Origin of the sequence: Virgisporangium ochraceum (assembly GCF_016863655.1) — a bacterium.
In the GTDB taxonomy this organism is placed as follows: domain Bacteria; phylum Actinomycetota; class Actinomycetes; order Mycobacteriales; family Micromonosporaceae; genus Virgisporangium; species Virgisporangium ochraceum.
In genome coordinates, this window is sequence record NZ_BOPH01000038.1 from 19,121 (window position 1) to 44,567 (window position 25,447).

At 71.5% G+C, this 25,447-nt stretch carries 22 protein-coding genes and 3 pseudogenes; 15 read left to right on the forward strand and 10 right to left on the reverse strand.

Annotation, left to right across the window (positions count from 1 at the left end):
* Window positions 1–2: 2 nt before the first annotated feature.
* A complete protein-coding gene (locus Voc01_RS15640; protein WP_203928149.1) occupies window positions 3–5,312 on the reverse strand; it encodes a diguanylate cyclase in 5,310 nt (1,769 codons plus the stop codon).
* 122 nt (window positions 5,313–5,434) lie between these two features.
* Here Voc01_RS15640 and Voc01_RS54070 point away from each other — a divergent pair.
* Window positions 5,435–5,557, forward strand: a pseudogene (locus Voc01_RS54070) (type IV toxin-antitoxin system AbiEi family antitoxin domain-containing protein); the annotation flags it as partial.
* Between the two features lie 480 nt (window positions 5,558–6,037).
* Here the strand turns inward: Voc01_RS54070 and Voc01_RS15645 are convergent.
* The 5 genes from Voc01_RS15645 to Voc01_RS15665 all read right to left on the reverse strand — a co-directional run bounded on the left by Voc01_RS15645 (window position 6,038) and on the right by Voc01_RS15665 (window position 12,866).
* The gene (locus Voc01_RS15645; RefSeq protein ID WP_239160226.1) at window positions 6,038–6,763 is read right to left on the reverse strand and encodes a LamG-like jellyroll fold domain-containing protein; all 726 of its coding nucleotides are present in this window, start codon (window positions 6,761–6,763) and stop codon (window positions 6,038–6,040) included.
* Window positions 6,764–6,892: 129 nt separating this feature from the next.
* Window positions 6,893–10,192: a ThuA domain-containing protein gene (locus Voc01_RS15650; RefSeq protein WP_203928150.1), complete on the reverse strand. Its 3,300-nt coding sequence runs from the start codon at window positions 10,190–10,192 to the stop codon at window positions 6,893–6,895.
* Between the two features lie 40 nt (window positions 10,193–10,232).
* The gene (locus tag Voc01_RS15655) at window positions 10,233–11,321 is read right to left on the reverse strand and encodes a sugar phosphate isomerase/epimerase family protein (RefSeq protein WP_203928151.1); all 1,089 of its coding nucleotides are present in this window, start codon (window positions 11,319–11,321) and stop codon (window positions 10,233–10,235) included.
* A 224-nt stretch (window positions 11,322–11,545) separates the two neighbouring features.
* Window positions 11,546–11,761, reverse strand: coding sequence for a cell division protein SepF (locus Voc01_RS15660; protein WP_203928152.1), 216 nt, complete (start codon window positions 11,759–11,761; stop codon window positions 11,546–11,548).
* 49 nt (window positions 11,762–11,810) lie between these two features.
* Window positions 11,811–12,866 (reverse strand): hypothetical protein, encoded by a 1,056-nt coding sequence (locus tag Voc01_RS15665; protein ID WP_203928153.1) that lies wholly within the window; start codon window positions 12,864–12,866, stop codon window positions 11,811–11,813.
* Window positions 12,867–12,926: 60 nt separating this feature from the next.
* Between Voc01_RS15665 and Voc01_RS15670 the strand changes: the two genes are divergently transcribed.
* The 5 genes from Voc01_RS15670 (at window position 12,927) to Voc01_RS15690 (ending at window position 15,967) form a co-directional block, all read left to right on the forward strand.
* Entirely contained in the window at window positions 12,927–13,817 is an 891-nt protein-coding gene (locus tag Voc01_RS15670) for a DUF2637 domain-containing protein (protein ID WP_239160227.1), read from the forward strand.
* A complete protein-coding gene (locus Voc01_RS15675) occupies window positions 13,814–14,170 on the forward strand; it encodes a replication-relaxation family protein (RefSeq protein WP_239160228.1) in 357 nt (118 codons plus the stop codon). Before Voc01_RS15670 ends, Voc01_RS15675 begins: the two co-directional genes overlap by 4 nt.
* A 141-nt stretch (window positions 14,171–14,311) precedes the next feature.
* Window positions 14,312–14,626, forward strand: coding sequence for an ArsR/SmtB family transcription factor (locus tag Voc01_RS15680; protein ID WP_275423722.1), 315 nt, complete (start codon window positions 14,312–14,314; stop codon window positions 14,624–14,626).
* The gene (locus Voc01_RS15685; RefSeq protein ID WP_203928155.1) at window positions 14,623–15,708 is read left to right on the forward strand and encodes a permease; all 1,086 of its coding nucleotides are present in this window, start codon (window positions 14,623–14,625) and stop codon (window positions 15,706–15,708) included. Before Voc01_RS15680 ends, Voc01_RS15685 begins: the two co-directional genes overlap by 4 nt.
* 10 nt (window positions 15,709–15,718) lie before the next feature.
* Window positions 15,719–15,967, forward strand: a complete 249-nt coding sequence (locus Voc01_RS15690) for a thioredoxin family protein (protein WP_203928156.1) — start codon at window positions 15,719–15,721, stop codon at window positions 15,965–15,967.
* Between the two features lie 152 nt (window positions 15,968–16,119).
* On the opposite strand, the gene Voc01_RS15695 is transcribed toward Voc01_RS15690, so the two are convergent.
* Window positions 16,120–16,566: a heavy metal-responsive transcriptional regulator gene (locus Voc01_RS15695; protein ID WP_203928157.1), complete on the reverse strand. Its 447-nt coding sequence runs from the start codon at window positions 16,564–16,566 to the stop codon at window positions 16,120–16,122.
* A gap of 116 nt (window positions 16,567–16,682) precedes the next feature.
* Here Voc01_RS15695 and Voc01_RS15700 point away from each other — a divergent pair, with 116 nt between their 5' ends.
* The 5 genes and pseudogenes from Voc01_RS15700 (at window position 16,683) to Voc01_RS15725 (ending at window position 20,629) form a co-directional block, all read left to right on the forward strand.
* Window positions 16,683–17,399, forward strand: a complete 717-nt coding sequence (locus tag Voc01_RS15700) for an arsenate reductase/protein-tyrosine-phosphatase family protein (protein WP_203928158.1) — start codon at window positions 16,683–16,685, stop codon at window positions 17,397–17,399.
* On the forward strand, window positions 17,392–18,054 hold the full coding sequence (locus tag Voc01_RS53075; RefSeq protein ID WP_203928159.1) for an arsenate reductase ArsC: 663 nt from the start codon (window positions 17,392–17,394) through the stop codon (window positions 18,052–18,054). Before Voc01_RS15700 ends, Voc01_RS53075 begins: the two co-directional genes overlap by 8 nt.
* Window positions 18,051–18,764: pseudogene (locus Voc01_RS15710) on the forward strand (aquaporin); the annotation flags it as partial. The gene Voc01_RS53075 and the pseudogene Voc01_RS15710, both read left to right, overlap by 4 nt.
* Before the next feature lie 196 nt (window positions 18,765–18,960).
* Window positions 18,961–20,208 (forward strand): FAD-dependent oxidoreductase, encoded by a 1,248-nt coding sequence (locus tag Voc01_RS15720; protein WP_239160231.1) that lies wholly within the window; start codon window positions 18,961–18,963, stop codon window positions 20,206–20,208.
* A gap of 1 nt (window position 20,209) precedes the next feature.
* Window positions 20,210–20,629, forward strand: a complete 420-nt coding sequence (locus tag Voc01_RS15725) for an arsenate reductase ArsC (RefSeq protein ID WP_203928163.1) — start codon at window positions 20,210–20,212, stop codon at window positions 20,627–20,629.
* On the opposite strand, the gene Voc01_RS15730 is transcribed toward Voc01_RS15725, so the two are convergent.
* Together Voc01_RS15730 and Voc01_RS54645 are read right to left on the reverse strand one after the other, a co-directional pair.
* Window positions 20,623–21,165, reverse strand: a complete 543-nt coding sequence (locus Voc01_RS15730) for an NAD(P)/FAD-dependent oxidoreductase (RefSeq protein ID WP_203928164.1) — start codon at window positions 21,163–21,165, stop codon at window positions 20,623–20,625. The genes Voc01_RS15725 and Voc01_RS15730 overlap by 7 nt on opposite strands.
* A 43-nt stretch (window positions 21,166–21,208) precedes the next feature.
* Window positions 21,209–21,523, reverse strand: a pseudogene (locus Voc01_RS54645) (hypothetical protein); the annotation flags it as partial.
* A gap of 89 nt (window positions 21,524–21,612) precedes the next feature.
* Here Voc01_RS54645 and Voc01_RS15740 point away from each other — a divergent pair.
* Window positions 21,613–21,945: an ArsR/SmtB family transcription factor gene (locus Voc01_RS15740; protein WP_203928165.1), complete on the forward strand. Its 333-nt coding sequence runs from the start codon at window positions 21,613–21,615 to the stop codon at window positions 21,943–21,945.
* Window positions 21,946–21,958: 13 nt separating this feature from the next.
* On the opposite strand, the gene Voc01_RS15745 is transcribed toward Voc01_RS15740, so the two are convergent.
* On the reverse strand, window positions 21,959–22,336 hold the full coding sequence (locus Voc01_RS15745; RefSeq protein ID WP_203928166.1) for an ArsR/SmtB family transcription factor: 378 nt from the start codon (window positions 22,334–22,336) through the stop codon (window positions 21,959–21,961).
* Window positions 22,337–22,466: 130 nt separating this feature from the next.
* On the opposite strand from Voc01_RS15745, the gene Voc01_RS15750 reads away from it, so the two are divergent.
* The 3 genes from Voc01_RS15750 (at window position 22,467) to Voc01_RS15760 (ending at window position 25,421) form a co-directional block, all read left to right on the forward strand.
* The gene (locus tag Voc01_RS15750; protein ID WP_203928167.1) at window positions 22,467–23,912 is read left to right on the forward strand and encodes an FAD-dependent oxidoreductase; all 1,446 of its coding nucleotides are present in this window, start codon (window positions 22,467–22,469) and stop codon (window positions 23,910–23,912) included.
* Window positions 23,913–24,003: 91 nt separating this feature from the next.
* Entirely contained in the window at window positions 24,004–25,197 is a 1,194-nt protein-coding gene (locus Voc01_RS15755) for an MFS transporter (protein ID WP_239160232.1), read from the forward strand.
* 77 nt (window positions 25,198–25,274) lie between these two features.
* On the forward strand, window positions 25,275–25,421 hold the full coding sequence (locus Voc01_RS15760) for a hypothetical protein (protein WP_203928169.1): 147 nt from the start codon (window positions 25,275–25,277) through the stop codon (window positions 25,419–25,421).
* Window positions 25,422–25,447 lie beyond the last annotated feature (26 nt).

The following is a 25,447-nucleotide window of genomic DNA, read 5'->3' on the forward strand; positions in this document are numbered from 1 at the left end:
ATCTATGCGACCCGGTTGCGTCCCGCGTTCTTCGCCTCGTACAGGGCCTGGTCGGCCCGTGACAGCAGGGTGATGAGGTCGTGGTCGCCGGGCTGCCGCGACGCGGTGCCGATGGAGACGGTGACGTCGAGCGGGCCGGTGCGGGTCTGCACGGGCTCGTCGGCGATCGCCGACCGCAGCCGTTCCGCGAGCTCCTTGCAGGTGAGGGTGCCGGTCTCGGGGAGCACGAGGGAGAACTCCTCGCCGCCGTACCGGCCGAGGAGGTCGGTGCGGCGGGCGTGGGCGGCCAGCCGCGACGCGACCTCGCGGATGACGTCGTCGCCGGTCGGGTGCCCGTACGTGTCGTTGACGCTCTTGAAGTGATCGATGTCGATCATCATCGCCGACAGCGGGCGGCCGTGCCGGATCGCCGCCACGAGGTCGCGGTCGGCCATCTCCAGGAACCGGCGGCGGTTGGCGATGCCGGTCAGCTCGTCGACCACCGCGAGGTTCTGCACCCGGGCGAACAGGCTCGCGTTGTCGTACGCGGTGAGTCCCTGCGCCACCAGCGCCGACGCGACCTCCACCTGGTGGGTCAGCGTGGTCGGGTCGGTCGAGCCGAGCACGAGCACGCCGACCTCCGCGGTCCGCGACCGCAACGGCAGCACGAGCCAGCCGCGCGCGTCGGCGAGCCGCTCGGTGATCGCCGCGGGCACGCCGACGTCCGTACCGGACGCCGGCTCGTCGCGGGCCAGCAGCGCGAGCGTGGTGCGGTCCGCGGTGACCTCACGCGCCGTCTCGCCGTAGAAGCCGGACTCGGTGACGACGCACCGCCCGTCGTCCTCGCGGCTGAGCAACCAGGCCCGGTCGAGCCGGAGCAGCGAGCGGGCCGACCGCATCAGCCGCACCAGGATCTTCTCCGGTTCGAGCGTGTCACTCATCGACTCGAACGCCGTGCGCAGCTGCTCGGCCAGGTCGCGCTGGCGGTGCGCGGTCTGCACCGAGATCTCCAGCTGCGCGGCGCGGGCGGTCTCCAGCGACGTCGCGACGTGGTTGGTCAGCGCGATGAGGATGCCGGCGTCGTTGGCGGTGAAGATGCCCTTGGCGATCTGGCTGTCGAGGTAGACGACGCCGAGCAGCCGGTCCTCCAGCCGCAGCGGCGCCACCATGATGGACCGCAGCCCATGCTGGATCGCGCTCGTCGCGCCCAGCGCGGCACTCTCGTCGGTGCCGGTCACCACCAACGGTTCCCGCCGTTCGCGGACCCGCTCGACGAGGCTCGCGCTGTACGCGGTCAGCTCGCCGAGGTCGTTGCCGGCCGCGTCGCGGCCGAGGTGCGGCACGAGCCGCTCGCCGTCGGGAGTGGCGAGGAACAGGAACGCCCGGTCGGCGCGCAGGATGCGGATGGTCTCGTCGAGGGCGATGCGCGCCAGCTCCTGCGGGTCGAGCACCCGCGACGCGGCGCGGCCGACCTCCTCCAGCGCCCGCAGCCGTTGCCGGTCGACGTCGTGGTCGTGGTCGTCGAGGTCGGTCTCGCTCGCAACCTCGGGATGCGGGGACGAGGCGCGCCGGCGCCGGGTGCCCGGGAACTCGGAGGTGATCCAGCCGACGCGGTGCGGCCAGCCCTCGTGCTCGGCGATCGCCGCGGCGAGCAGCGCCTGTCGCACCGACTCCTCGTTGGCGCCCAGTTCCCGCAGGGCCCGGGCCCGGATCCGGGCCGCCTCGTAGGCCAGGGCCGGCGCGTCCGGGCCGGTGTTCGGCCGGATCCGGTTGAGTAGGCGCAGCGCGCGGTCGGGCGCGCCGTGGAGCACCAGCAGGTCGGCCTCGGCCACCTGCCGGCGCGCGACCTGCGGCGGGTGCGCCGGCTTCACCCGCAACGCCGCGATGGCGTCACGGGCCTGGTCGAGCCGGGCCGCGCGCTGGTCGGGTGCGGCCGCGCGCGCCTGCGCCAGCCGGCCCATCGCGATCGTGTGCAGCACCGAGCGGTGTGACCGGGCGAGGTCGCGGTGCCGGTGACCGAGCGCCTCGAACGCGGCGACCGCCCGGTCGAACGGCGGACCGGTCTCCTCCTGCTCGGTGAGCACGAACAGCTCCGTCAGCGACCGGCGGATGGCGGTGCCCCGGTTCGAGTTCTGCTCCTGTTCGGCCGCCACCCGCTGCTGCCGTACCGCGGCGTCGGCGGGCCGGCCGGTGGCCGCGGCGATCATCGCCGGCAGCACCAGCAGCGACGTGGACTCGCCGGCACTCACGGTGAGCCGGCTCCGGCCGTGCTCCGCCCACCGGGTGGCTTCCCGGGTGCGACCGGCGGCCAGCGCGTCGATCGCGAAGACGGCCACCGCGTCGGTGTAGGAGGCCAGGTCCAGGGACCGGCCGTGCTCGTCGATCGCGTGCGTCCAGGCCTCGCCGTCGTCGCGGTAGGTCAGGTAGTGGGCGGCGCCGCGGTGGTAGGCGTTGACCGCGCGGACGACCGGGTCGGCGGTGCCGTCGTCGTCGGCCGCCCGCTGGAACAGCCGGTCGGCGAGGCGGCGCAGGCCCAGGTTCGCGCACACGAACGCGAACACGCTCAGGCTACGCGCGTACTGTCCGCCGTGGCCGAGCCGGTTGAGCCAGTGGTACGCCCGCAGGTTGTGCATGACGACGTCGAAGCGGCGCATGCCGAGCAACGCGGCGTACGTCGCCTCCTCGTGGAGCGCGGCGATCATCTCGCAGCGCCGCCGCCGGTCACCCCGGACCCGGCCGCGGCCGATCCGCAGCACGCCGACGACGAACAGCAGCGCGCTGGTCAGCACCAGGGCGAACCGGTTGCGGGGCGGCGCCGCCCCCATCTCCGCGAGCCCGGCCGACACCGCGTCGCGGGCCGACGCGAGGTTCCACACCGACCGGTGCACGGTGGCGAGCGAGGTGAGGATGTCGGCGCGGGCGAACGGGTCGCGCTCGACGGTGAGGGCCCGCTCGAGCGTCGTGGCGGCGCGGGCGAACCGGCCGGTCTGGCGCAGGGCCGTGCCGAGGGCGACGAGCACGGCGGCGTCGGGCGTCGGGGTCAGCTCGATCACGTGCTCGAACAACGCGACCGCCTTCGCGGGCGCGAACGTGCGCAACGCGAGCCGCCCGGCCGCGACGCACGCCGCGGTCGCCGCCTCGACGGGCGCGGCCGTACCGGCGCCGATGTAGTGATGGGCCACCTCGAAGACGTGCTCCGCCCCGGTGCCGGTGCCGTCGAGAACGGCCGCGATGCGGGCGTGGAGGTCCCTGGTGTCCTGGTCGAGCAGCGCCTCGCGGATCCGGTCGTGCAGGAACGCGTAGCTTCCGTCGGGCCGCGCCTCCACCAGTCCCCGCCCGGCCGCCTCCTGCAGCGCGGCCACGACCTCCGACACCCCGGCGCCGTGCACCGCCGCGACCAGGTCGGGCCGGAACCGGCTGCCGGCGACGGCCGCGGTGACGAGCATCGCCCGCACGCCGGGCCCGAGGCCGTCGACCCGGGCGAGCACCAGCCCGATCGCGTCGTCGGGCAGCCGCAGGGCGTCGAGGCCGTCCTCGTCGAGGATCCAGGTGCCCCAGCTCGGCCGCAGCAGGCCCGCGTCGACGATCGCGCTCAGATACTCCTGGACGACGAACGGGCTGCCCCTGCCGCGCGCGTTGAGCAGCCGCACCAGCCGGACGTCGACCTCGACGCCGGGCAGCAGGCTGCCGACGAGCTCGGCCACGCCGGCCTCGGTCAGCGGCCCGAGCGTGATGTCGGCCGTCGGGTGGCCGAGCCCGGCCACCACGGCGTCCGTGCGGGCGATGCTCGCCGGGTCGTCGCGGCCCGTCGCGAGTACGAGCAACGGGACCGAGGGCAGATCCTCGGCGAGGCGGGTGAGGACGCGGATGGTGCCCGCGTCGAGCCACTGCACCTCGTCGAGCACGAGCAGCAGGCCGCCGAACTCCCGCGCCAGCGCGGTGAGGAACCCGACGACGGCGAGCGTGAACTGGTCCTGCCCTTCGGGGTCGGGTCCGGTCCGGCCCGACTCCTCCCTGCTGTGCCGGCCGCGTCCCGCGGCGTGGCGGCCTCCGCCGGGTGCGGTGCCGATCGCGGTGCCGGGGCCGACCAGCTCCGGCGCCAGGCCGGTCAGCAGCGGGAAGGCGTCTCCGGCGCAGCGCTGGACCCGTGCCTGCACGTCGGCGCGCTCGTCGGCCTGCAGCCGGTCGGCCTCGCGCAGGCACCCGGCGAACGCCTCGCGCAGGGGCGCCATCGGTACCGCGTCGTCGATCGAGCCGCGCCCGCGCAGCACCAGCGAGCCGCTGGACGCGGCGAGCGTGACCAGCTCGCTGGCCAGCCGGTTCTTGCCGGCGCCCGGGCCTCCGCGGAGCACGCACACGGCGCCCCGGCCGGAGCGTGCCGACACCCACGCCCGGGTCAGCCGGGCCAGCTCGGTGGCGCGGCCCACGAGCGGCTTGAGCTGGTCGGGCGCCGCGCCGCCGCCCCCGGAGCGCACCCGGATGGGACGCTGCGGAGCGTCGCCGAGCTGGTGCAGGTCGGCGAGCAGTTCCTCGCCGGTCTGGTAGCGGTCGTCGGGGTCCTTGGCGAGGAGGGTGGAGACCACGTCGGAGAGGCCGGCCGGGGTGCCAGGCACGAGCCGTGCCAGGTCGGGTACCGGCGCGACGGCGTGCAGGCGGAGCAGTTCGCCGACGTCGTCGGTCGGGAACGGCGGCCGTCCGGCGAGGCACTGGAACAGCACGGCACCCAACGAGTACAGGTCCGACCGGCGGCTCACCGGCCGCCGCAGCGTGCCCGCCTGCTCCGGGGCGCAGTAGGCGAGCGTGCCGACGGCGGCGCCGGTCTGCTCGGCGGTGGTGCGGGCGGCCAGTCCGAAGTCGATCAGCTGGGCGGTGCCGTCGGGCTGGACCATGATGTTGTCGGGCGTGATGTCGCGGTGCACGACCCCGGTGCGGTGCACGGCGGTCAGCGGGTCGACGACGTCGAGCGCCAGCGCGATCGTCCGTTCGGGGCTCAGGCGCCCGCGGGCGAGCACGTCGGTGAGCCGTTCACCCTCGACCAGGTCCATGATCAGGTAGGTGCGGCCCTCCGCCGTGCCGACCTCGTGGATGCGCGGCAGGCCCGGGTGGTTGATCATGGCCATCAGCGCCGCCTCCCGCCGGAAGGCGGTGACCTCGCTCCCGGACTGCAGCACCTTGAGCGCGTACTCGGCGCCGGTGCGCGGCCGGCGCACACGGTACACGACGGCGGCGGCCCCGCGCCCGATCTCGGCCAGGATCTCGTACCCCGCGAACGTCGACGGACCGGTGAGCACAGCACCCGGCGACGGCGACGTGACCCTGGCTTCGCGGCTCACGCGTATCTTTCGGCCGCAATGCACCGAAGTTGAGCGGTTCTCCCTTGTGGACGGAGCGCCGGTTGTCCACAGGGGGAAACTCGTGCTTCCCCGCGGGTCCCGCGGGGCGCGATGCTCCTCCGGTGCGCGAAACGGTCCGGCGCCAGGCAGGCGTCATCACCCGGGTGCAGGCGCGGCGCGCCGGCCTGACCGACTCGGCGATCCGCCGGCTCGTCCTGTCCGGGCGCTGGCAACGGCTGTTCCCCGGCGTGTTCGCCTGCTTCTCCGGCCCGGTGCCGCGGGCGGCGCGGGTGTGGGCGGCCGTCCTGTTCTGCGGTCCGGGCGCGGCGCTGAGCCATGAGACGGCCGCCGAGCTGTACGGGATCGTCGCGGAGCCGGCCGCCCCGGTCCACGTCAGCGTGCCGCGGTGGCGGACCGTCGGGCGGTACCCGGACCTGGTCGTGCACCGGTCGGCCCGCGCCGGGCCACCGCGCGACCCGTTGCTCCAGCCGCCGCGCACCCGGGTCGAGGAGACCGTGGTCGACCTCACCCAGAGCGCCGCCGACCTGGAGTCCGCGATCGGGTGGCTGATGCGCGGGGTGACCTCGCGCCTGACGACCGCGACCCGGTTGCGGGCGGCCCTCACCGCCCGTGCCCGCGTCCGGTGGCGCCGGCCCCTCGTCGCCGCGCTCCGGGACCTCGTGGAGGGCCGGCACCCGGGGGTGGGGCCGGCCGGCGACCGGCTGTCAGCCCCGGGCGACCCAGACCTCGTCCACGGTCCCCTGGAACTGGTCGTTGTCGGCGTAGGCGCCCTTGCCGCCGATGCTGAGTGGTGCCGCGTTCGACACCGACAGGGTGGCGGGGACCGTCGCCGTGTCGCGGACGACCCCGTCGACGGTGACGCTCAACGTGGACCCTGAGCGCTGGCACTCGATGGTGTGCCAGGCCCCGTCGGCCACCGACACCGGGCTGCGCGCCTGGTGGATCCCGCGGCGGCCGGTGCCGACCAGCACGCACGAGGGCCGGCCGGCCCTGCCGTCGATCTGCAGCTTGTACTGCCCGCCGGCCGAGGAGTAGCCCTTCTGGAGCACGTTCTGCCCCGAGGTGGTCTCCTTCTTCGGAAGCAGGATGGTCGCGCCGTACCGGAACGCCGCGGTGCCCGGGTTCAGCTCGTCGGTGCTCGCCGTCTGCAGCACCACCCGGGGACACTTGCGCCCCGTGCAGTGCTTCGGGAAGCGCAGCGCCTGGCCGGCGCCGTTCGCGACGGCCGCCGTGGTGCCGCCGCGCACGGCGTAGACGGTCAACGCGTGTCCGTGCCCCGAATCGTCCGAGAAGCCCTTGTCGAACGAGTACCGCAGCACGGGCGTCCCCACCACGGTGGCGTGCGCGGCCGGAGTGGACGCGACGGCCGTGACCACGACGGCCGCCGCCGTGGTCGCCAACGACACGATTCTGGTGTTCAGTCCCCGCATGTCCTCATGGCTACCCCAAGGACATAAAGGTTAAAAGTAGACACTTCGACCAGTCACCCACTCGACGCGTGAGACGGGCCGAACGGCCACGGCCTCCCCCCGCACCGGGGGAGGCCGCGGCCCTCGCGCCTACGGGTCGAACTGGACCCAGTTGAGGTTGAGCAACCCGGTCGTGGCCCCGCCGGGTACCCCGGTGAAGACCAGGTACAACCGGTGCGTGCCCGCCGCCTGGCTGACCGGCACCGCCTGGCTCGCCCAGGTGTTGTTGCCGCCCGTGCCGTTGACCGTGGTGGTCGCCACGACCGGACCGGTCGGCGAGTCGAGCCGGAGCTCGACCGTGGCCCGCGGGGTGCCCGCCGTGCCACCCGAGTACCGCAGCGTCACCGTGCTCACGCCGCCCAGGTTCACCGGGTCGAACGCGATGCTCTCGCCGTTGTCGATGCCGTTGACGTGCAGCCCGCCGCCGGTGTCGGACGTGGTCGCGGTCGTCACGCCGGTGAGCACCCGCGCGAACTCGGCCTGCTGCTGCCTCGTCTGCAGCACCGCCTGGTCCACTGTGGTCAGTGCGGGCTGACCGTTGGCGCCCAGGTCGGTGTAAGAGGCGCTGATCCCGCCGTACAGGTAGCCGCCGGCGTGGTCGGCGCCGTCGGCCGGAGCCGTCAGCGTGCCGGTGCAGCCGGTGGTCGAGCCCTGCGGGTGGCCGTGCGTGTCGTGGCCGAGCACGAACGTCACAGTGACGCGGGAGCAGTCGATCGTGCCGTCCTCCGGATCGGTGACCGTCACCGTGAACGGGATCTGGTCGCCCCAGCTGAAGAACGTGCCGTCGACCGGCGTCGTCACCGTGACCGTCGGCGCCGTGTTCCCGACGGTGATGACCCGCGTGAGCACCGCCGTCTTCCCGCTGGAGTCGGTGACCGTCAGCTTCGCCGTGAAAACGCCGTTCGTCGTGTAGGTGAACGACGGGTTCGGGTCGGCGGAGTCGACGGTGCCGTCACTGGTGAAGTCCCACGCGAACGAGATGGACTCACCGGGGTCGGGATCGTACGAGCCGGCCGACGAGAACTGCACGGTCAGCGGCGCCTGGCCGGAGGTCGGCGTCGCGTTGAGCGCCGCGACCGGTGACCGCGTGCCCTTCACGTACCGGATCATGGCCAGCTGTGCGTCGGGGTTGGCCCGGAAGAAGCCGTCGCCGTACTCCAGGAAGTACAGCGTGCCGTCGGGTCCGAACTCCATCTCCATCGGGTTGTCGAACACGAACCCGGGCAGGAACTGCTCCACACCGAGGAAGTTGCCCTTGCCGTCGGTGCGCATCATGAACAGCTTGTCGCGGGTGAACTCGCCGAAGGCGACGAAGTTGTCGTAGTACTCCGGGAACTTCGTCGGCGACGCGCTGCCGGCGTCGTACTTGTAGATGGGACCGCCGTGCGGGCCGACGCCGCCGGTACCGATCACGGGCCACTTGAAGTCGCACGCGGTCGGCGGGTTGGCCAGGTACGCGCCGGGGCACGGCGTGCGCGCCTCGTACGTGTACCAGAAGTCCGGGTCCTGCACGGCCGGCAGCACCTGGCGGCCGGTGTTGCGCGGCGAGTCGTTCACCGGCGCGCCGCAGTTGAACGGCTGCTTCGACGTGCGCGTGGCGAAGTCGAAGTCGATGTACGGCAGCGCCGGCGAGTAGCAGTACGGCCAGCCGTAGTTGCCGGCCTTGTTCGCCGTGAACCACCGGCCGGTGCCCTCCGGTCCGCGGGCCGGGTTCGACACCCGCGAGTCCGGCGAGTAGTCACCGATGTAGACCATGCCCGACGGGTCGACGTCGAACCGGAACGGGTTGCGCAGCCCCATCAGGAAGATCTCCGGACGGGTCCTGTTGTCGTAGTCCTCGTGCTCCGGGAACAGGTTCCCGGCCGGGATCGTGTACGTCCCGTTCGGCCGTACCTTGATCCGCAGCAGCTTGCCGCGCAGGTCGTTGGTGTTGCCGGCGGAGCGCTGCGCGTCGTAGGCCGGTCCCTGCGTCGGCGACTCGTTTATCGGCGTGAAGTTGTCACTTCCGCTGGCGTTGGTGTCGTCGCCGGTGGTCATGTACAGCAGGCCCTTGGCGTCGAACTGCACCTTGCCGGCGACGTGGCAGCACGCGCCGCGGTCGACGTCGACGCGCAGGATCTGCTGCTCGGTCGACAGGTCGAGGTGCGGGGTCGGCGTCTCGACGAACTTCACCCGCGACAGCTGGTTGTAGCCCTTGAAGGCGTCCCAGACGGTCGGGTCGGTGCTCGTCACCGGCGCGTCGCCCTCGTTGACCCCCGGCGTCGCCGGGTTGTCGACGGGCGTGTTCAGCCGCGGCGCGTAGTAGATGTAGACCCACTTGTTCGTCGCGAAGTCCGGGTCGATCGAGACCGTCTGCAGGCCGTCCTCGTCGTGGGTGTAGACGGGAACGGTCGTGATGACGGGGCTGGCGCCGGTGGCCGGGTCGTACAGCCGCACCTCGCCGTTGCGGGTGTTGTGCAGCACCCGGCCGTCGGGCAGCACCGCGAGCGACATCGGCTCGCCGGGCTCGTCGTTGAGCGTCACCTTCTCGTAGTTGCCGAGAACCGTGGCGCCGCAGTCGCCCTCGACCACGCCGGCCGACCACTGGATGCCGCCGAGCAGGTGCTTCTTGAAGTTGTTGTTGCGGTACGACTCGATCGAGTGGCCGAGCCCGGTGTACCAGGACCGGCCGCCCTGGTAGTCCTTGCACCACGCGACCGGCTGGTCGGTGTTGGCCGGGTTGCGCAGCGCCGCCAGCACGTGCGACTGGCCGCGGACGTTCTGCGAGTAGGTGTACCACTCCTCGGTGAGGGTCAGGTTGCGGGGCACCGTCTCGGTCGACGGGTGCGCGCGGTCGGCCACGTCGACCGTCCCCTGCTGCACCCCGCTGGCACCGGTGGCACGGGCGCCGAGCAGCTGCTGGTAGAACTGCCAGTCGGTCTCGGTCTCGGCCGCGGCGTGCACACCGGTCCAGCCGCCGCCGGCCTTCACGTACCCCTCGAACGCCGCCTCCTGGGCCGCGTTGAGCACGTCGCCGGTGGTGTTGAGGAACACGACCGAGCGGAACTTCGCCAGGTTCGCGGCGGTGAACGCGCCCGCGTCCTGGGTGACGGTCACGGTGAACCCGTTCTTCTTGCCCAGGTCCCTGATGAGGCTCACACCGTCCTGAATGGACGGTCGGCGCGTGCCCGCGGTCTTGGTGAACACGAGCACCTTGTAGTCCTTGGGGGCCCGCACGTCCGAGCGCAGCGAGCGCGGCCCGTTCTCGTGCGGGGTGAGGTCGTCGCCCGGCGCGGCGGCCGCGGCACCACCGTCGGGTTGCGGCGCGGCGACGGCGGGAGTGGCGGGTACGGGTAGGAGAAGAAGGGCGGCCGCGAACAGGAACCACGGCCTTCTGCGGGCAGGTTTCATCGAGCCCTCCGGGCAGGAAAACTCAGGGCTGGAGCGGGTCCTACTTGTAGATCGTGAGCTCGGACATGTTGTCGTAGCTCACGTCGGCGAACGCCAGCGACTGGCCGGGGTTCGCGGTGCCGCCGGGCGCGGTGTCCTGCTCCCAGTTGGCGTGGTGGAAGTCGCGCTCGCCGATGGTCTGGAAGAACTGCTGCATCTGGATGTCGCCCTCGCCGAACGGCACCATGTCGTATCCGTTGGGAACGGCGGTGTTCTTGTTGCCGTCCTTGGCGTGGAACAGCGGGAAGCGCTTGGGCTTGTCGGCCACGGTGAGGATCGGGTCGAACAGGTCGGTGCGCTGGTTGCCGTTCCGGTCGGTGTAGGTCTGGTGCTTGTACCGGGCCACGTAGGCCCAGAACACGTCCATCTCGAAGAAGACGTACCGCGGGTCGGCCTTGCCGAAGAAGTACTCCAGCCGCCGGATCCCGGACGAGCGGGTCGGCTTGCCGTTGGCGTCGAGCGGGCCGGAGTCGAGCAGGAACGAGTACGCGATGTCGTGGTTGTGCGTGTACAGGCGCAGGCCGCGCTTGCGGGCGTTGCGGCCGAGCTCGTTCCACACGTCGGCGGCGGCGTCCCAGTCGGCCTTGTAGGCGCTGTTGGTCGGGTCGCTGCCGGTGCCGATGTTCTCCATGCCCAGCGTCTGCGCGATGTCCATCTGCTGCTCGAACGTCGTCGGGTTGATCGAGACGTGCGTGCCGTTGGCCTTCAACCCGTTGTCGTCGAGGATCTTGCGGATCTCCTGCGGCGTGATCTGGCGGCCGAGGATCGCCGTGTTCTGGTTGTACCCGGCGAACTCGATCTCCTTGTAGCCGATCTCGGCGAGCCGGGCGAGGACGCGCTCGAAACCGTAGGGGACCCCGCTGTCGTCGGGTGCGGCGCTGATGCGGTCGCGGACGCTGTACAGGATGATCCCGCGGTTGCGCTCCGGGATGAGCGGCTCGACGCGCAGCCGGTTGTTGTGCGCGATGGCGGCGGGACCGGTCTGCAGCAGCGTCGCGCCGGCCGCGCCGAGCGCGGCGGTGGCGCTGGCCGTGGCGGCCAGGATCGTGCGGCGGGTTAACCGGGGGCGTGGTTGGGGCTGTTCGGGCATGACGGATCCACCTCTCCTTGCGGGCTCCCGAATCCGGGCAGGGTGAACACACCAGCGGCTGTGCCTACTGATGAGGGGCGAACGAGGGAGGGTCAGCGGTTGACGTGTACCGGGTGCGGGGTGTGTCGTCGGTGTTACGTCGGTGCGCTAGACAGTATCGGCAGCCATCGACAAAAGAAAGTTCCTTGTCCGGGAAACTTCTGTCCGGATCATCAAAAGTTCTTTCAGATGCTGCCAGGTGCCAGGAGGAAGACCTTGGGCGCCACCCGCTCCATCGTTCCGCCGCAGCCCACCACGAGCCCGGCCGCGAAGTCGACGAACGCCTGGGCGTCCGGGTTGGCCAGGGCGGTCAGGTCCATGACGACGGGCAGGCCCTCACGGAAGTAGTGGCCGATGTAGATGACGTCGTCGTAGGTGACCGGCCGCACCGTCTTGACCATGGCGAGAGTCTGCCCCCGGCACCGCGGCCGACCCGCGGGACACGCCGGGTCACCGCAGCGGCGATCGCGGCCACGTTTGCGGGTCGGGGTCGCTGACCGGCACGAACGCCGGTACGAGCGAGCGGAGGAACGGGTCGTCGATGGTGGTGTAGAAGGGGCAGAAGATGGCAAGTCCACCGTCGAACGCGTACTCGATCTGCGGGAAGCCGCCCGGCCCGGCGCCGCCCGGCAGCACAGCCACGGCCCGCCCCCCGATCGTCTCCGTCGGCGTCGTCGGGTTCGCCGCCGGTGGCGCGACCGCCACGTAGCACTCCGCCTCGGCGTCGCCGACGGCCAACCAGACGGCACCCATGGTGCGGCCACCGGAGAACGAGGTCTCGCATTTGATCACCCGCACCCGGTCATCGAGACCGGAGAACCGGAAGGGCAGCGCGCAGCGCGACGTGCGGTCGAGCCGCACCCGCCCGGCGACCCGCAGCGCCGCGTCCCGATCGAACGCGACCAGGACCTGCGCCCAGACCCCCGGTACCGGTTCCCACCGCACGCCGTACGCGCCCCAGGGCGAGGTGTTCCCGGTCGGGCGGGTCGTCCGCACCAGCTCGGCCGGCAGACCGTTCACCTCGGTGCGGGTGGTCTCGCCGGTCAGCGCGGAAAGCTTGTCGCGGGACTGGATCGCCTCGATGGTCAGCTCGCCGCCCTCCTCGGCCGACGTGACGCGCAGCTCCTCGTAGCCGGGCCGCGAAGACCAGCTGAGCCCGCTCCACGACGCCAGCCCGGTGACGTCGAGGTGGAACAGGGTCGGGTCGGAGCCCAGGGCGGTCGGCGTGAACGACGCGACCGGCGCGCCCTCGAGCACCGGCGGGCGCGGGATCTCACCGGGCGGCGCGGGGGACGCGGCCGGCCGGACGGGCGCTCCACCGGTCCCGGACACGACCACGCTGCCGGCCGCCGCCACCGCGACGGCCGCGACCACGGCGCAGGCGGTGCCCGCGACCCGCCGCCGACGGCGCCGCCGGGCACCCGCGTGCACCGCCGAGAGCAGCCGCTCGATGTGGATGTCGCCGTAGGCCCGCTCGCGGAGCGCCGCCGAGATCAGGTCGGTCATCGCAGGGTTCCTCCGGAGGTGTGCGGGGCGCGGAGCGTGGTGAGGGCGCACATCGTGTGGGTGCGCACGGTTGTCATGACCGTAAGAAGGCGCACCGACCGCATGCTGCTGCTCGCCACGGCTGGGTTCGTGGGCGGGCTGGCGGTGGTGGCCGGTGCGATCAGCTTCGCGCACATGCGCGAGCTCGCCCTGGACCACGGCCAGTTGGGTTGGAAGTCCTACGCGTTCCCGATCAGCGTCGACGGACTGGAGATCGTGGCCAGCCTGTTCCTGGTTGCCCAACGGCGGGCCGGTCGCCCCACCGGTTGGGTGCCGTGGGCCGCACTCATCGTCGGCACCGCGGCGAGCCTGGCCGCGAACATCGCGGTGGGTGGTGCGGACCCGGTCGGCAAGGCGTTGGCCGGTTGGCCGGCGCTGTCGATGCTGGCCGCGATCAAGCTCCTGTTCTCGATGCTCGACCACGGCCAACCCGATCATCGTGGGGACGATCAGCGGACGGTTCCGGACGTCCAACGGACGTCTTCGACAGTCCCGGACGTCCTCCGTCCCGTGCCGAGGACGGGACGGGACGAACCCGGGCCGTCCTCGATCGTCTCCGGTCAGGGGACGGCCGGCCCGCGCCCGGTTGACATCAGCGCTGTGGCACACCTGGTTCCGGCCGCGCGGGCAGCGCGCGCCGCGTTGTCACGGGACGGTCGGTCCCTCTCGCGTGACAACCTGGCTGACGCTATGCGGGATGACGGTCACGGGGTGTCCAACGCCCGCGCGTCGCTGCTCGTCAGGATCCTGAAGGCGGAGGCGCGTTCGACTATCGTGCCCAACCCACCGGGTGCCGATGTGATCGATGGCAGTGTTGCGGCCCCGACGGCTGGCCCGTCGACCCCGCCGCTCTCGCCCACCGGCCGGCGATTTGCCCGGACGGACACGGGATCTGGACAGACCATGACGTGACGGCGCCGTTCTTCGTCGAGATCGACCTGTCGACCGAGCCTCTGAACCGGCTCACCCGCAAGATCAAGGGCTACACCGACCTGGGCCGGATTGTCGGACGCGCCTGGCCGGTGCTGTTCACGTTCGAATCCGCCGTCCGCGAACGGCATTTCCATGAACACCTGACTGCCGCGGACATTCGCTGGCCCGTCGCCTCGACCGTCCGACCGCGCATGGTCGACCACCGCGTCGAAGGCAACATGCCCGGTCCGGCGGAGGCGGTCTGGTGGCCGCATCGATACCAGTGCGGTCGGGTCCGCCTGATCGACCTCGACGCTCTCGCCCAGGACCGCCCGGTTCATCGTCGCCGTTAGCCCGGAAGCCAACAGATCGTGCTGCGTCGGAGGCTGTCCGGGAACGGTGGATCGAGGCTTTGGCCGAAGGGGTACCGAGTCCCGCGGGGTCGGGACCTTTGACCCGATGCGGCCGGGGTACCCGGCCATGACATTGATGATGTGAACACTTCAACCGGGATTGCATCAACCGCAGTCGAACCGGCAGCGTTGCTGGCGGTGGTCGCCGACCCGGTGCGGTGGCGACTGCTGGCCCATCTCGCCGACGGCGCCACCCGGTGCGTGTGCGACCTGCAACCGGTCGCCGCGGTAGCGCCCAACCTTTTGTCCTACCACCTGAGGGTGCTGCGCGAGGCCGGCCTCGTGAGCGCCGCCCGCCGCGGCCGGTGGATGGACTACACCGTCACTGCCGACGCGTCGGCCCGTCTGCGCGCGGCGTTACCTGCCGTCGGGACGGCGGCGGGTGAGTCACGGTGAGCGGGGACGCGGTCAGGCCTGCCGCAGAACGGGAGGCCGCCCCGATCGGGGCGGGCGGGCACGGCCGGCTATGGCATTCGGCGGCGCTGATTGCCGCCGCGGTCGGGTGGCTGGCGCTGTACCGGGTCAACGGGCCGTGGTGGGACCTGGTCGTCTACCGATGGCTGAACCTCGACGAGACGTCGCGGCTGGGCAGCGGGGTGCACTTTTTCCTATACGACTCGGTGAAGATCGTTCTGCTGCTGGTGGGGATCATCTTCGTGGTCACGGTGGCCCGGTCCTACCTGAGCCTGGAACGCACCCGCGCCCTGCTGGGCGGTCGGCGCGAAGGCATCGCCAACGTGGCCGCAGCCGGGCTGGGTGTGGCCACACCGTTCTGCTCGTGTTCGGCGGTGCCGGCGTTCATCGGCTTCGTCGCCGCAGGCGTGCCGCTCGGGGTCACCCTGTCGTTCCTGATCGCCAGCCCGATGATCAACGAGGTCGCCGTCGTACTGCTGTACGGCATGTTCGGCTTCAAGATCGCCGCCCTGTACATCGGCTCCGGACTGGTCATCGCCACGGTGGCCGGGTTCGTCCTCGGCCGGGTCTGCCCGACCAGCTGGGTCGAGCCGTTCGTCTACCAGACCACCCTGCGCGGGGCGGCCGTCGCGCCGGGGCAGCGGTTGTCCTTCGACGACCGCGTCGTGATGGGCCGGGAGGAGGTCGTGACGATCCTGCGCAGGGTGTGGCCGTACCTGCTGGCCGGCATCGGCCTGGGTGCGGTCATCCACGGGTGGGTGCCGGCGGACTTCTTCGCCCGCGTCGCCGGCCCGGACAACCCGCTCGCTCCGTTGGTCGCCGTCGTGATCGGGGTGCCGCTGTACTCCAACGCCGCCGGTGTCCTGCCCCTGGTCGAGGTGCTGCACGCCAAAGGCGTCGCGATGGGCACCGTGCTGGCGTTCATGATGAGCGTCGTCGCGTTGTCGCTGCCCGAACTGATCCTGTTGCGCCGCGTCCTCAAGCTTCAGCTGCTGGCCGCCTTCGTCGGCGTGGTCGCCGCCGGGATCCTCGCCACCGGCTACCTGTTCAACGCCATCCTGTAGGGAGCGCACAATGATGCACATCAAGATCCTCGGTCCTGGCTGCGGTAACTGCCACGCCCTGGAACGAGTCACCCGCGACGCGGTCACCGACCTGGGCATCACCGCCGAGATCATCGCCGTCACCGACTACCCGACCATCGTCGGCTACGGGGTGATGAGCACGCCCGCCCTCGTCATCGACGAACAGGTCGTGCTCTCCGGCCGGATCCCCAGCACGGACCAGATCCACGAGCTTCTCGGCGGCGCCTGGACCAGGTAGGGCCCTCCGCGCTTGGCGGCGGCGGGTTCGGGATGGGCTGGACTCTCATTCGGGTGGGCCGCCGGCGCGCTCGGCGGACCCACGGTGTCGGCTGGGGTCAGTCGCAGCAGTCGGGCGGACAGTCGTCCTCGCAGCAGGACAGGTTGATCAGGTCAGTCATCGTGGTTCACCTCCTCTCCAGCCGGTGGGCACCACACGCCCGGTACGGGCGGTGAACAGTCGGCGGTCGGCAGGCCGTCGATCATCGCGACCATCTCCGACCGCAGAGCGGCGAGCCGGGCCATCTCGGCGTCGAGCTCGGCGAGTCGGCGCTGGAGCAGTTGCTCGGCCGGCTCGCAGGGACAGCTGCCGGTGTCGCGGATGGCGAGCAACTGCTGGATGTCGGCCAGTCGAAGGCCGAGCCGCTGGGCGCCCTGGATGAACCTCATCCGGTCGACGGCGGTCTCGTCGTAGGTCCGGTACCCGGACGACGTGCGAGCCGGAGCCTGCAGGAGCCCGGCCCGCTCGTAGTACCGGACTGTGTCGGCCCTGACGCCGACCGCCTCGGCGAGCTCGCCGACCCGCAGCCCGTTCGATGTCCCGGTGACCGTGGTGCTCATGGGGTCACGGTAAACCTTGGAGCCCGGTCCAACGTCAAGCCGACCTTCCGCTCCGGCGAGGGGCCGATCCGACCCGGACTTGACTGCGCAAACATAACTCAGCCATAGTTGAGTCAATGAACGCTGAGTCTGCCTCCGTGGAAGCCCGCGCTCGGGTACACGCCGCGCTCGGCGATCCGGCCCGGTTGGCGATCGTCGACGCACTGCGAATCGGTGACGCCTCCCCCGGCGAGATCGCCGACCAGCTCGGCATGGCGACCAACCTCGTGGCCCATCACGTCAAGGTCCTGGACGAGGCCGGCCTGGTGGCGAGGACCCGCTCCGAGGGCGACCGGCGCCGCACCTACCTGCGCCTGCGGCCGGAGACTTTGGCCCTGCTCGGGCCACCGCACCTGTCCGCCGAAAGGGTCGTGTTCGTCTGCACCCACAACTCCGCCCGGTCCCAGCTCGCTGCGGCCCTGTGGCGTGAGCGGACCGGCGGGCCGGTGGCGTCCGCAGGCACCCACCCTGCGGCGCGCGTCCACCCGCGAGCACTCAAGGTCGGGCACCGGCACGGCCTGGCTCTCGATCCGGCCGCGACCGCCCACCTCGACGACGTCGCCCAACCCGGCGACCTGCTCATCGCCGTGTGCGACAACGCCCACGAAGACCTCACCGGCGCGCACCGGGCGCAACTGCACTGGTCGGTGCCCGACCCGGTCCGGGTCAACACCGACGCCGCCTTCGAAGCCGCCTACACCGACCTCGCCGACCGCATCGACCGGCTGGTTCCGGCCATCACGCCCGGCCCCGTTCGTGCACCGCAGCCCCGGAAAGGGGACCACCATGACTGACACGACCACCTACGAGCACCGCGATCTGTCCGTCGACCAGCAGCTCGCCCTGCGCACCGCCGCGACGCGGCTGGGTCGTGAGTTCGACGGCACCTACGGCACGGAGACCATCGAACGGTTCCTGTACACCAGCTACGACCAGTTCGCCAACCGCAGCACCGTCCCCAACTTCCTGCCGCTGCTGGCCGAACGGTTCGCCAGGCAGCGGCTGCAGGCGCTGGCCCGGGTCGAGGGACACCAGCGTGACGGCAAGCCGGTCGTGCTGTTCCTGTGCACCCACAACGCCGGCCGGTCCCAGATGGCCCTCGGCTTCTTCACCCACCTCGCCGGTGATCGTGCGCTGGCCTGGTCCGGTGGTTCGGAACCCGGCACCGAGATCAACCGCTCCGCCGTCGCCGCGATGGCCGAACGCGGCATCGACATCACCGGTGAATACCCGAAGCCGTGGACCGACGAGATCGTCCGCGCCGCCGACGTCGTCATCACGATGGGCTGCGGCGACGCGTGCCCGATCTTCCCCGGCACGCGCTACGAGAACTGGGACCTGGAGGACCCCGCCGGCCAGAGTGTGGAGGCGGTCCGGCCGATCCGCGACGAGATCGAACGGCGCGTCCGGGTCCTGCTCGACCAGCTCGACGTCCCGGCGACCCGGTGAACCGTCCAGTCTTGTGGCGACGGCTGCTGGCCGAGTTCGTCGGCACCGCGCTGCTCGTTACCGCCGTCGTCGGTTCCGGCATCATGGCCACCACCCTGTCGCCCGATGATGTCGGCCTGCAGCTGTTGGAGAACTCCGTCGCCACCGCGTTCGCGCTCGGTGCGCTGATCCTCATGTTCGGACCGGTGTCCGGGGCCCATTTCAACCCGGTCGTGTCCGCGGCCGACTGGTTCCTCGGCCGTCGCGCCCGGACGGGACTGACCGCCACGGATCTCGGCGGGTACGTCCTCGCACAGACGGCGGGAGCGATCGCCGGGGCCGTGCTGGCCAACCTCATGTTCGACCTGTCCGCCGTGGACTTCTCCGGCAAGGACCGGGCGGCCGGACACCTGTGGCTCGGCGAGGTCGTCGCCACCGTCGGTCTGCTCACGCTCATCTTCGCCCTGGCCCGCTCCGGCCGGGCGGCCGTCGCGCCGGCGGCCGTCGGTGCCTACATCGGCGCTGCGTACTGGTTCACCTCGTCGACGAGCTTCGCCAACCCGGCCGTCACGGTCGGGCGGGCGTTCACCGACACCTTCGCCGGCATCGCCCCGGGCTCGGTGCCGGCGTTCGTCGTGGCCCAGCTTGTCGGCCTGGTCCTCGGCGTCGGCCTCGTGCTGGCGCTGTATCCGGACGCGGGACGCGCCGCCTACGAGGTAGTGACCCCCGCCGTCGCCGATCGGAAGACAGTCGAGGGAGCACGCCGATGAAGCTGCTCGTCATCGGCGGCAGCGACGCCGGCATCAGCGCCGGGCTGGCCGCCCGCGAGCTCGATCCGGGCGGTGAGGTGACGTTGCTCGTCGCGGACGAGTATCCGAACTTCAGCATCTGCGGGATCCCGTACCACGTCTCGGGTGAGGTGCCGCACTGGCGCAACCTCGCCCACCGCACCGCGGGAGACCTCGAAGCGGCCGGTCTGCGGCTGCGGCTCGGCATCGCGTCGTCGCGCTCGACCCGCCAGCGCACGCGGTCACGGTTCGTACGCCCGACGGCGAAACGGTGTCGATGGCCTACGACCGGCTGATGATCGGAACGGGCGCGACGCCGGTGCGACCCCCGATCGCCGGGCTCGACGGACTCGGGCCGGCCGACGGCGTCCATGTCCTGCACACCATGGGGGACACCTTCGCTCTGCTGCGCTCGATCGAGCAGCGCAAGGCCCGTTCGGCGGTGATCGTCGGTGCCGGGTACATCGGGCTGGAAATGTCCGAGGCGCTGACCGCTCGTGGACTGCAGGTCACGCTGCTCGAACAACTCGACCAGGTCATGCCCACCATCGACCCGGAGCTCGCCGAACCGTTGGCCGAGCACCTGGTGGAACGCGGCGTCTCCGTCCACCACGGCACGAAGGTGCGTGCGATCGCCGCCGACGACGGCAAGCTCGGTGTCGACACCGACACCGACCGGTTCCACGGCGACATCGTTCTGGTTGTCGCCGGTGTGCGACCGGATGTGCAGCTGGCGGCGGACGCAGGTGCCGCGCTCGGCGTGCGGGGCGCGATCGCCGTGGACCGGCGGATGCGCACCACGCTGCCCGACGTCTACGCGGCAGGGGACTGCGTGCACACCTACCACCGGCTGCTGGACGCCGACGTCTACCTGCCGCTCGGTTCGACCGCGCACAAGCAGGGCCGGGTCGCCGGCATCAATGCCGTCGGTGGAGACGCCGTGTTCGCCGGATCGTTGGGCACGCAGGCCGTCAAGGTGTTCGACCTCGTCGCGGCCGGAACGGGCCTACGGGATGACACCGCCCGCACCGCGGGCTTCGCCCCGTTGACCGTGGCGATCACGGCGGACGACCACAAGGCGTACTACCCGGGCGCCACGCCGATCCGCGTCCGCGTCACCGGGGACCGCCGGTCCGGACGGCTCCTCGGCGCACAACTGCTGGGCAGTCACGGCGCCGAGATCGCCAAACGCATCGACATCTTCGCCACCGCGATCAGCTACGGCGCCGCCGTCCACGACATCGAACACCTCGACCTGTCCTACACCCCGCCACTGGGCAGCCCATGGGACGCTGTCCAGATCGCCGCGACCGCATGGACCCGCACCGCCCACATGATGATGGAGAGGGCCGCGGACACTCGTCGGCCCCGAGCGAAGGTGACATGACATGCCTGACCAGACCTTCGACAAGCCCAGCGTCCTGTTCGTCTGTGTCCACAACGCCGGCCGGTCCCAGATGGCCGCCGGCTGGCTGCGGCATATTGCTGGTGACTCGGTCGAGGTCCGCTCCGCCGGGTCCGAACCTGCCGACCAGATCAACCCGGTCGCCGTCGAGGCGATGCGTGAGGTCGGTATCGACATCACCGCGCAGACGCCGCGCAGGCTCGACTACGCCACGGCCGAGTCCTCCGACGTGCTGGTGTCGATGGGATGCGGGGACGCGTGTCCGGTCTTCCCGGGTAAGCGGTACCTGGACTGGGATCTGGACGACCCGGCCGGGCAGGGTATCGACGCCGTCCGCCGGATCCGCGACGACATCCGGGGCCGGGTCGAGAAGCTGGTGTCGGAGCTCGACGTCGCTCAGTGAACGGGCTGGCGTCCGGATCGCTGACGGACGAGGGCCGTCAGCACGTGGGCCGCGTCCCGGCCGACGCCGCGTAGCGTGGCCGAGGCCAGACTGCGCTGGTGCTCCAGCCCCACGAACCCCAGACCAGGCACGTCGGTGGACACGCCGCCACGGTGCTCCGGCTGGTCGGCCACGCCGAGGTAGCCGAGGCCTGGTCGGTAGCCGGTGGCGAGGATGAGCGCGTCGACGCGTTCGCGGGTCTCGTCTGTCCACAGTAGACGGTCGCCGTCGATGCGGGTGAACAGCGGCCGGTGGTCGGGGCGGCCGGCCCGGACGGCGGCCTGGTAGCGGCCGTCGTCGATGACCGGGACTCTGCTGCTCTTGAGGATTCGGGGGCCGAGGGGCGAGGTGTCCAGGCCGGTGCGGTCGAGCCACCAGTGGAAGTCCCGGCCGAGGATGCGTTGCCGCTGCCACCGCAGTGGTTTGCGGGTGGTGATCGTGACGTCGGCGACCGTGGCGAGTTCGGTGGCGATCTGGACCGCGGGAGTTGCCCCCACCGACCACCACGACCCGTCGGCCGGCGAACGTTTCCGGTGTCCGGTACTGCGAGGAGTGCAGGACGGTGCCCTCGAACGTGTCGAGGCCGGGCAGGTGCGGGCGGTGCGGCGTGCTGAAGCTGCCGGCGGCTGCGATCACCAGTGGGGCTTCGATCGTGGTGCCGCCGGTGGGTACCGGTCGGGGTCGCCGGGAACGGCATGCCGGGCAGGGACGAGAACCGGGCCGGTGAGAACAGCGTGAGGCTGTCGTAGTAGTGCGGCCATGACCCGCCGGCCTGTGCGAACACGTCGAGGACCAGCGGGTGTAGCCCCATGGTGCGGGCGGTGTGGGCGGTGGCGAGGCCGGCCTGGCCGCCACCGACGATCACGAGGTCTGGGGATGTCATGCCGGCTAATGTATCGTCATATCGGAAGATGACGAAATGATGTGTGAGGAAGACTGCAGAGATGGATACACCGCCGGTTCTGGACGGGGCAGCCCGCGACTTCCTCAAGGCGCTGGCCAGCGAGACGCGCCAGCAGATGATGACCGTGTTCGCCGGCGGGCGGGAGCTGACGGTCGGCGAGATCGCCGAATGCTGCGGCCTGGGACAGTCGACCACGTCGGGGCAGTTGGCGATCCTGCGCCGCGGAGGGCTGGTGCAGTCGGCCAGGGAAGGCAAACTCGTCCGCTACCGGGCCGACCCCACCTCGATCGGCGCCCGGCTCACCGAACTGCAGGGCTACCTCGCCTGCTGCTGTCCACCCCCCTCGCCGGACGCGGGTACGCCGGAGGGCTGAAGCAGGACCCGAGTCAGGCGACCGGCGCTGCCGCGTCGGTCGCGAGCAGGGCTGCGAGCTGGCGCATCAGACCGGGTCGGGCCCGGTAGTACACCCAGGTGCCGCGGCGTTCGGCGTCGACGAGGCCGGCCTCGCGCAGGGTCCTGAGGTGGTGGGAGATCGTCGGACCGGACAGGTCGAATGCCGGGGTCAGGTCGCAGACGCAGGCTTCGCCGTCGGGTGCCGAGGCGATCATCGACATCAGCTGCAGGCGGACCGGGTCGCCCAGCGCCTTGAACGCGGGCGCGAGCAGTTCCGCGGTTCCGGCCGGGATGCGGGCCTCGGCCAGCGGCGAGCAGCAGGGCTCGGCCGACAGGTCGAGGAGGGACAGACCCGAGCCTTGTTTCGACATTCCTCTAGGTTGACAGATCTCGAAACAGCCTGCAACCTTGCTGATTAGATAATCGTCAAGTTAGAGCGACGTCAAGGCAGCGAGCGTTTGTCAGACGTGCTGGATCGCGATGTATGTGGAGGAAGTTGACATGAGCATCCGCCTGGAGGACCTGCCGGTAGCCGTCATCGGCGCCGGTCCGGTGGGGCTGGCCGCCGCCGCGCACCTGGCCGAACGGGGCATCCCGTTCACCGTGCTGGAAGCTGGTGCCAGTCCCGCAGCGGCGGTGCGGCAGTGGGGGCACGTGCGGCTGTTCTCCCCGTGGCGGTTCAATGTCGACCAGGCCGCCCGCCGGCTGCTCGCCGAGGCCGGCTGGGTGGAGCCCGATCCGGACGTCCTTCCCACCGGCGGCCAGCTGGCCGGGGAGTATCTGCAGCCGCTGGCCGACCTGCCCGAACTCAAGCCGTACGTCCGGTACGACACGCGGGTGCTGGCCATCACCCGGCTCGGCCTCGATCGCCTCCGCACCGCCGGCCGCGACACCACGCCGTTCCTTGTCCGCCTCGCCGACGGCGAGGACGTGCTGGCACGGGCGGTCATCGACGCCACGGGCACCTGGGGCACCCCGAACGTGCTCGGCGCCGCCGGCATCCCCGCCCACGGCGAAACGGACGCGACCGGGTTCGTCGAGCACGCACTGCCCGACGTACTCGGCGCCGACCGGGACCGGTTCGCCGGCAAGCGGACGCTGGTCGTCGGCGCCGGGCATTCGGCGGCGAACACGTTGCTGTCCCTGGCCGAACTGGCCGGCGACGAGCCGGGAACCGCTGTGGTGTGGGCGATCCGCTCGGCGAGCCCGGCGCGCACCTACGGCGGCCAGGCCGCCGACGCGTTGCCCGCGCGGGGTGCGCTCGGCAGCCGGCTCCGCGAACACGTCGAGGCAGGAATCATCAAGCTGGTCACCAACTTCAGCGTCCGGTCGGTGACCGTCACCGATGGCCGCGTCGTGGTCTCCGACGGCAGCGACAGCATCACCGTCGACCGGATCGTGTCCGCGACCGGCTTCCGCCCCGACCACGGCGTCGCCGCGGAGCTGCGCCTCGACCTCGACCCGGTCATGGGATCGACGCGCGCGCTGGCGCCACTGATCGACCCGAACGAGCACTCCTGCGGCACCGTGCCGCCGCACGGCGTCGACGAGCTCACCCACCCCGAACCCGGCTACTACGCCATCGGGGTGAAGAGCTACGGCCGCGCGCCGACGTTCCTGCTCGCCACCGGTTACGAACAGGCCAGGTCGGTGGTCGCAGCCTTGGCGGGCGACTGGAAGGCCGCCCGCGACGTTCAACTCGACCTGCCCGAGACCGGCGTGTGCAACAGCAACCCGGTGCTCGACGCCGACACCATCGACGCCGGCAGCAGTGGTTGCTGTGGTGCCCCGGCGACCGAGACGGTCGCGGCACCGGCCGGACGTGGGCTGGTCACCGGCATCTCCGGTGGGCTGCTGTCCGCTCCGCTGGCCCTGCCGCCCGTTGCCTCAACTGTCGAGACGCCGACGGAGCAGGCGGAGGGGCAGGGTGGCGGGTGCTGCGGCTGACGCCGTGACGTCCGCTCCTGTGGTGGCCGCCGGTCCTCGGGCCGGCGGCCCGCCGGGTTTCCGTGGCTGGCGGATCGTTGCCGCCTTGGCGGTGACGCAGACCGTCGGGTACGGCGTCCTGTACTACTCGTTCGCCGTGCTCATGCGGCCGATTGCCGTCACGCTGCAGGTCTCGACGGCGACGGTGACCGGGGCGATGACATGTTCAATCCTCGCCGGTGCCGTGATGGCGGTGCCCGTCGGGCGGTGGCTCGACCGGCGCGGCGGCCGGGCACTCATGACAACGGGATCACTGGCGGCGACCGGGCTGCTCGTGGCGTGGTCGCAGGTGCAGCAGGCGTGGCAGCTCTACGCCGTCCTCATCGGGATCGGCGTCACCGGCGCGATGGTGCTCTACGAGCCGGCGTTCGCCGTCGTGGTGTCCTGGTTCGACTCCGTCCGACGCCCGAAGGCACTGCTGGGGGTGACGCTCGTCGCCGGCTTCGCCTCCGCCATCTTCCTGCCGCTGGCCGGGTCCCTCGTCGACCGGTACGGCTGGCGGACCGCTCTGCTCGTCCTGGCTGTCGTGCACGGTGCGGTCACGGTGCCGTTGCACGCGCTCGTCGTCCGCAAAGCACCGCACCTGGAGCCCGACGGACCGCGACCGGCAGCGACCGACCGCACCGCTGGTGACCGGGCGGCCGTTGTCCGGGCGGCGCTTCGTGACGCGCGGTTCTGGGCGATGGCGGTTGCGTTCGTGGCGCACGGCGCGGCGATGACCGCGATGACGTTCCACCTCGTCGGCCTGCTCACCGACGCCGGGCACCCGGCCACGTTCGCGGCCACCGTCGCCGGCCTGCTGGGCGTGTTGTCGGTGACCGGCCGGATCGTCCTCACCGGGGCACAGCGCCGGATCCGCATGACGACCGTGGTGGCCGCGATCTTCGCCGTCCAGGCGGTCGCGGCGCTCAGCCTGCTCGTGGTCGGGGGTAGCCGGCTCGGAGCCGTCATCGGGGTCGTGGCGTTCGGGCTCGGGTTCGGTGTCGCGAGTCTCGCCGCACCGGCCCTGCTGGCCGACCGGTACGGCACCGTCGCCTACGCCACGATCGCCGGCAGTCTCTCCGTGCCCATCACCCTGGCCCGGGCGGGTGCGCCGCTCGGCGCTGCGGCCCTGCTGACAGACGGTGGCTACCTGCCGGTCGCCGTCGGAATCAGCGGAGCGTGTCTCGTCGCCGCAGCCGGCATCCTCGCGCGCGCGGCAAGTCCTTCGCCGCTCCCGTCGCCGGCTGATTCGACCCATGTCTAAGTTGACAGTCTTCGAAATAGGTGCCTACATTTAGATGTCCGTCTAACCAAGCTCTACACGATCAAGGAGCAACAGCCATGTTCTGGATCAAGCGGCGGCGCCCCGTCGAGGTCGGCGTCCAGTTCTGCGACAGTTGCGTCGAGGTCACCACCGCCGCGCAGCGCGCTGACACCCGCTACGACCGCAACCGCACCGCCGCCTACACGTGGGCCGGCATCCGCTGACCTCTCACCTGACAGGGAGACCATCC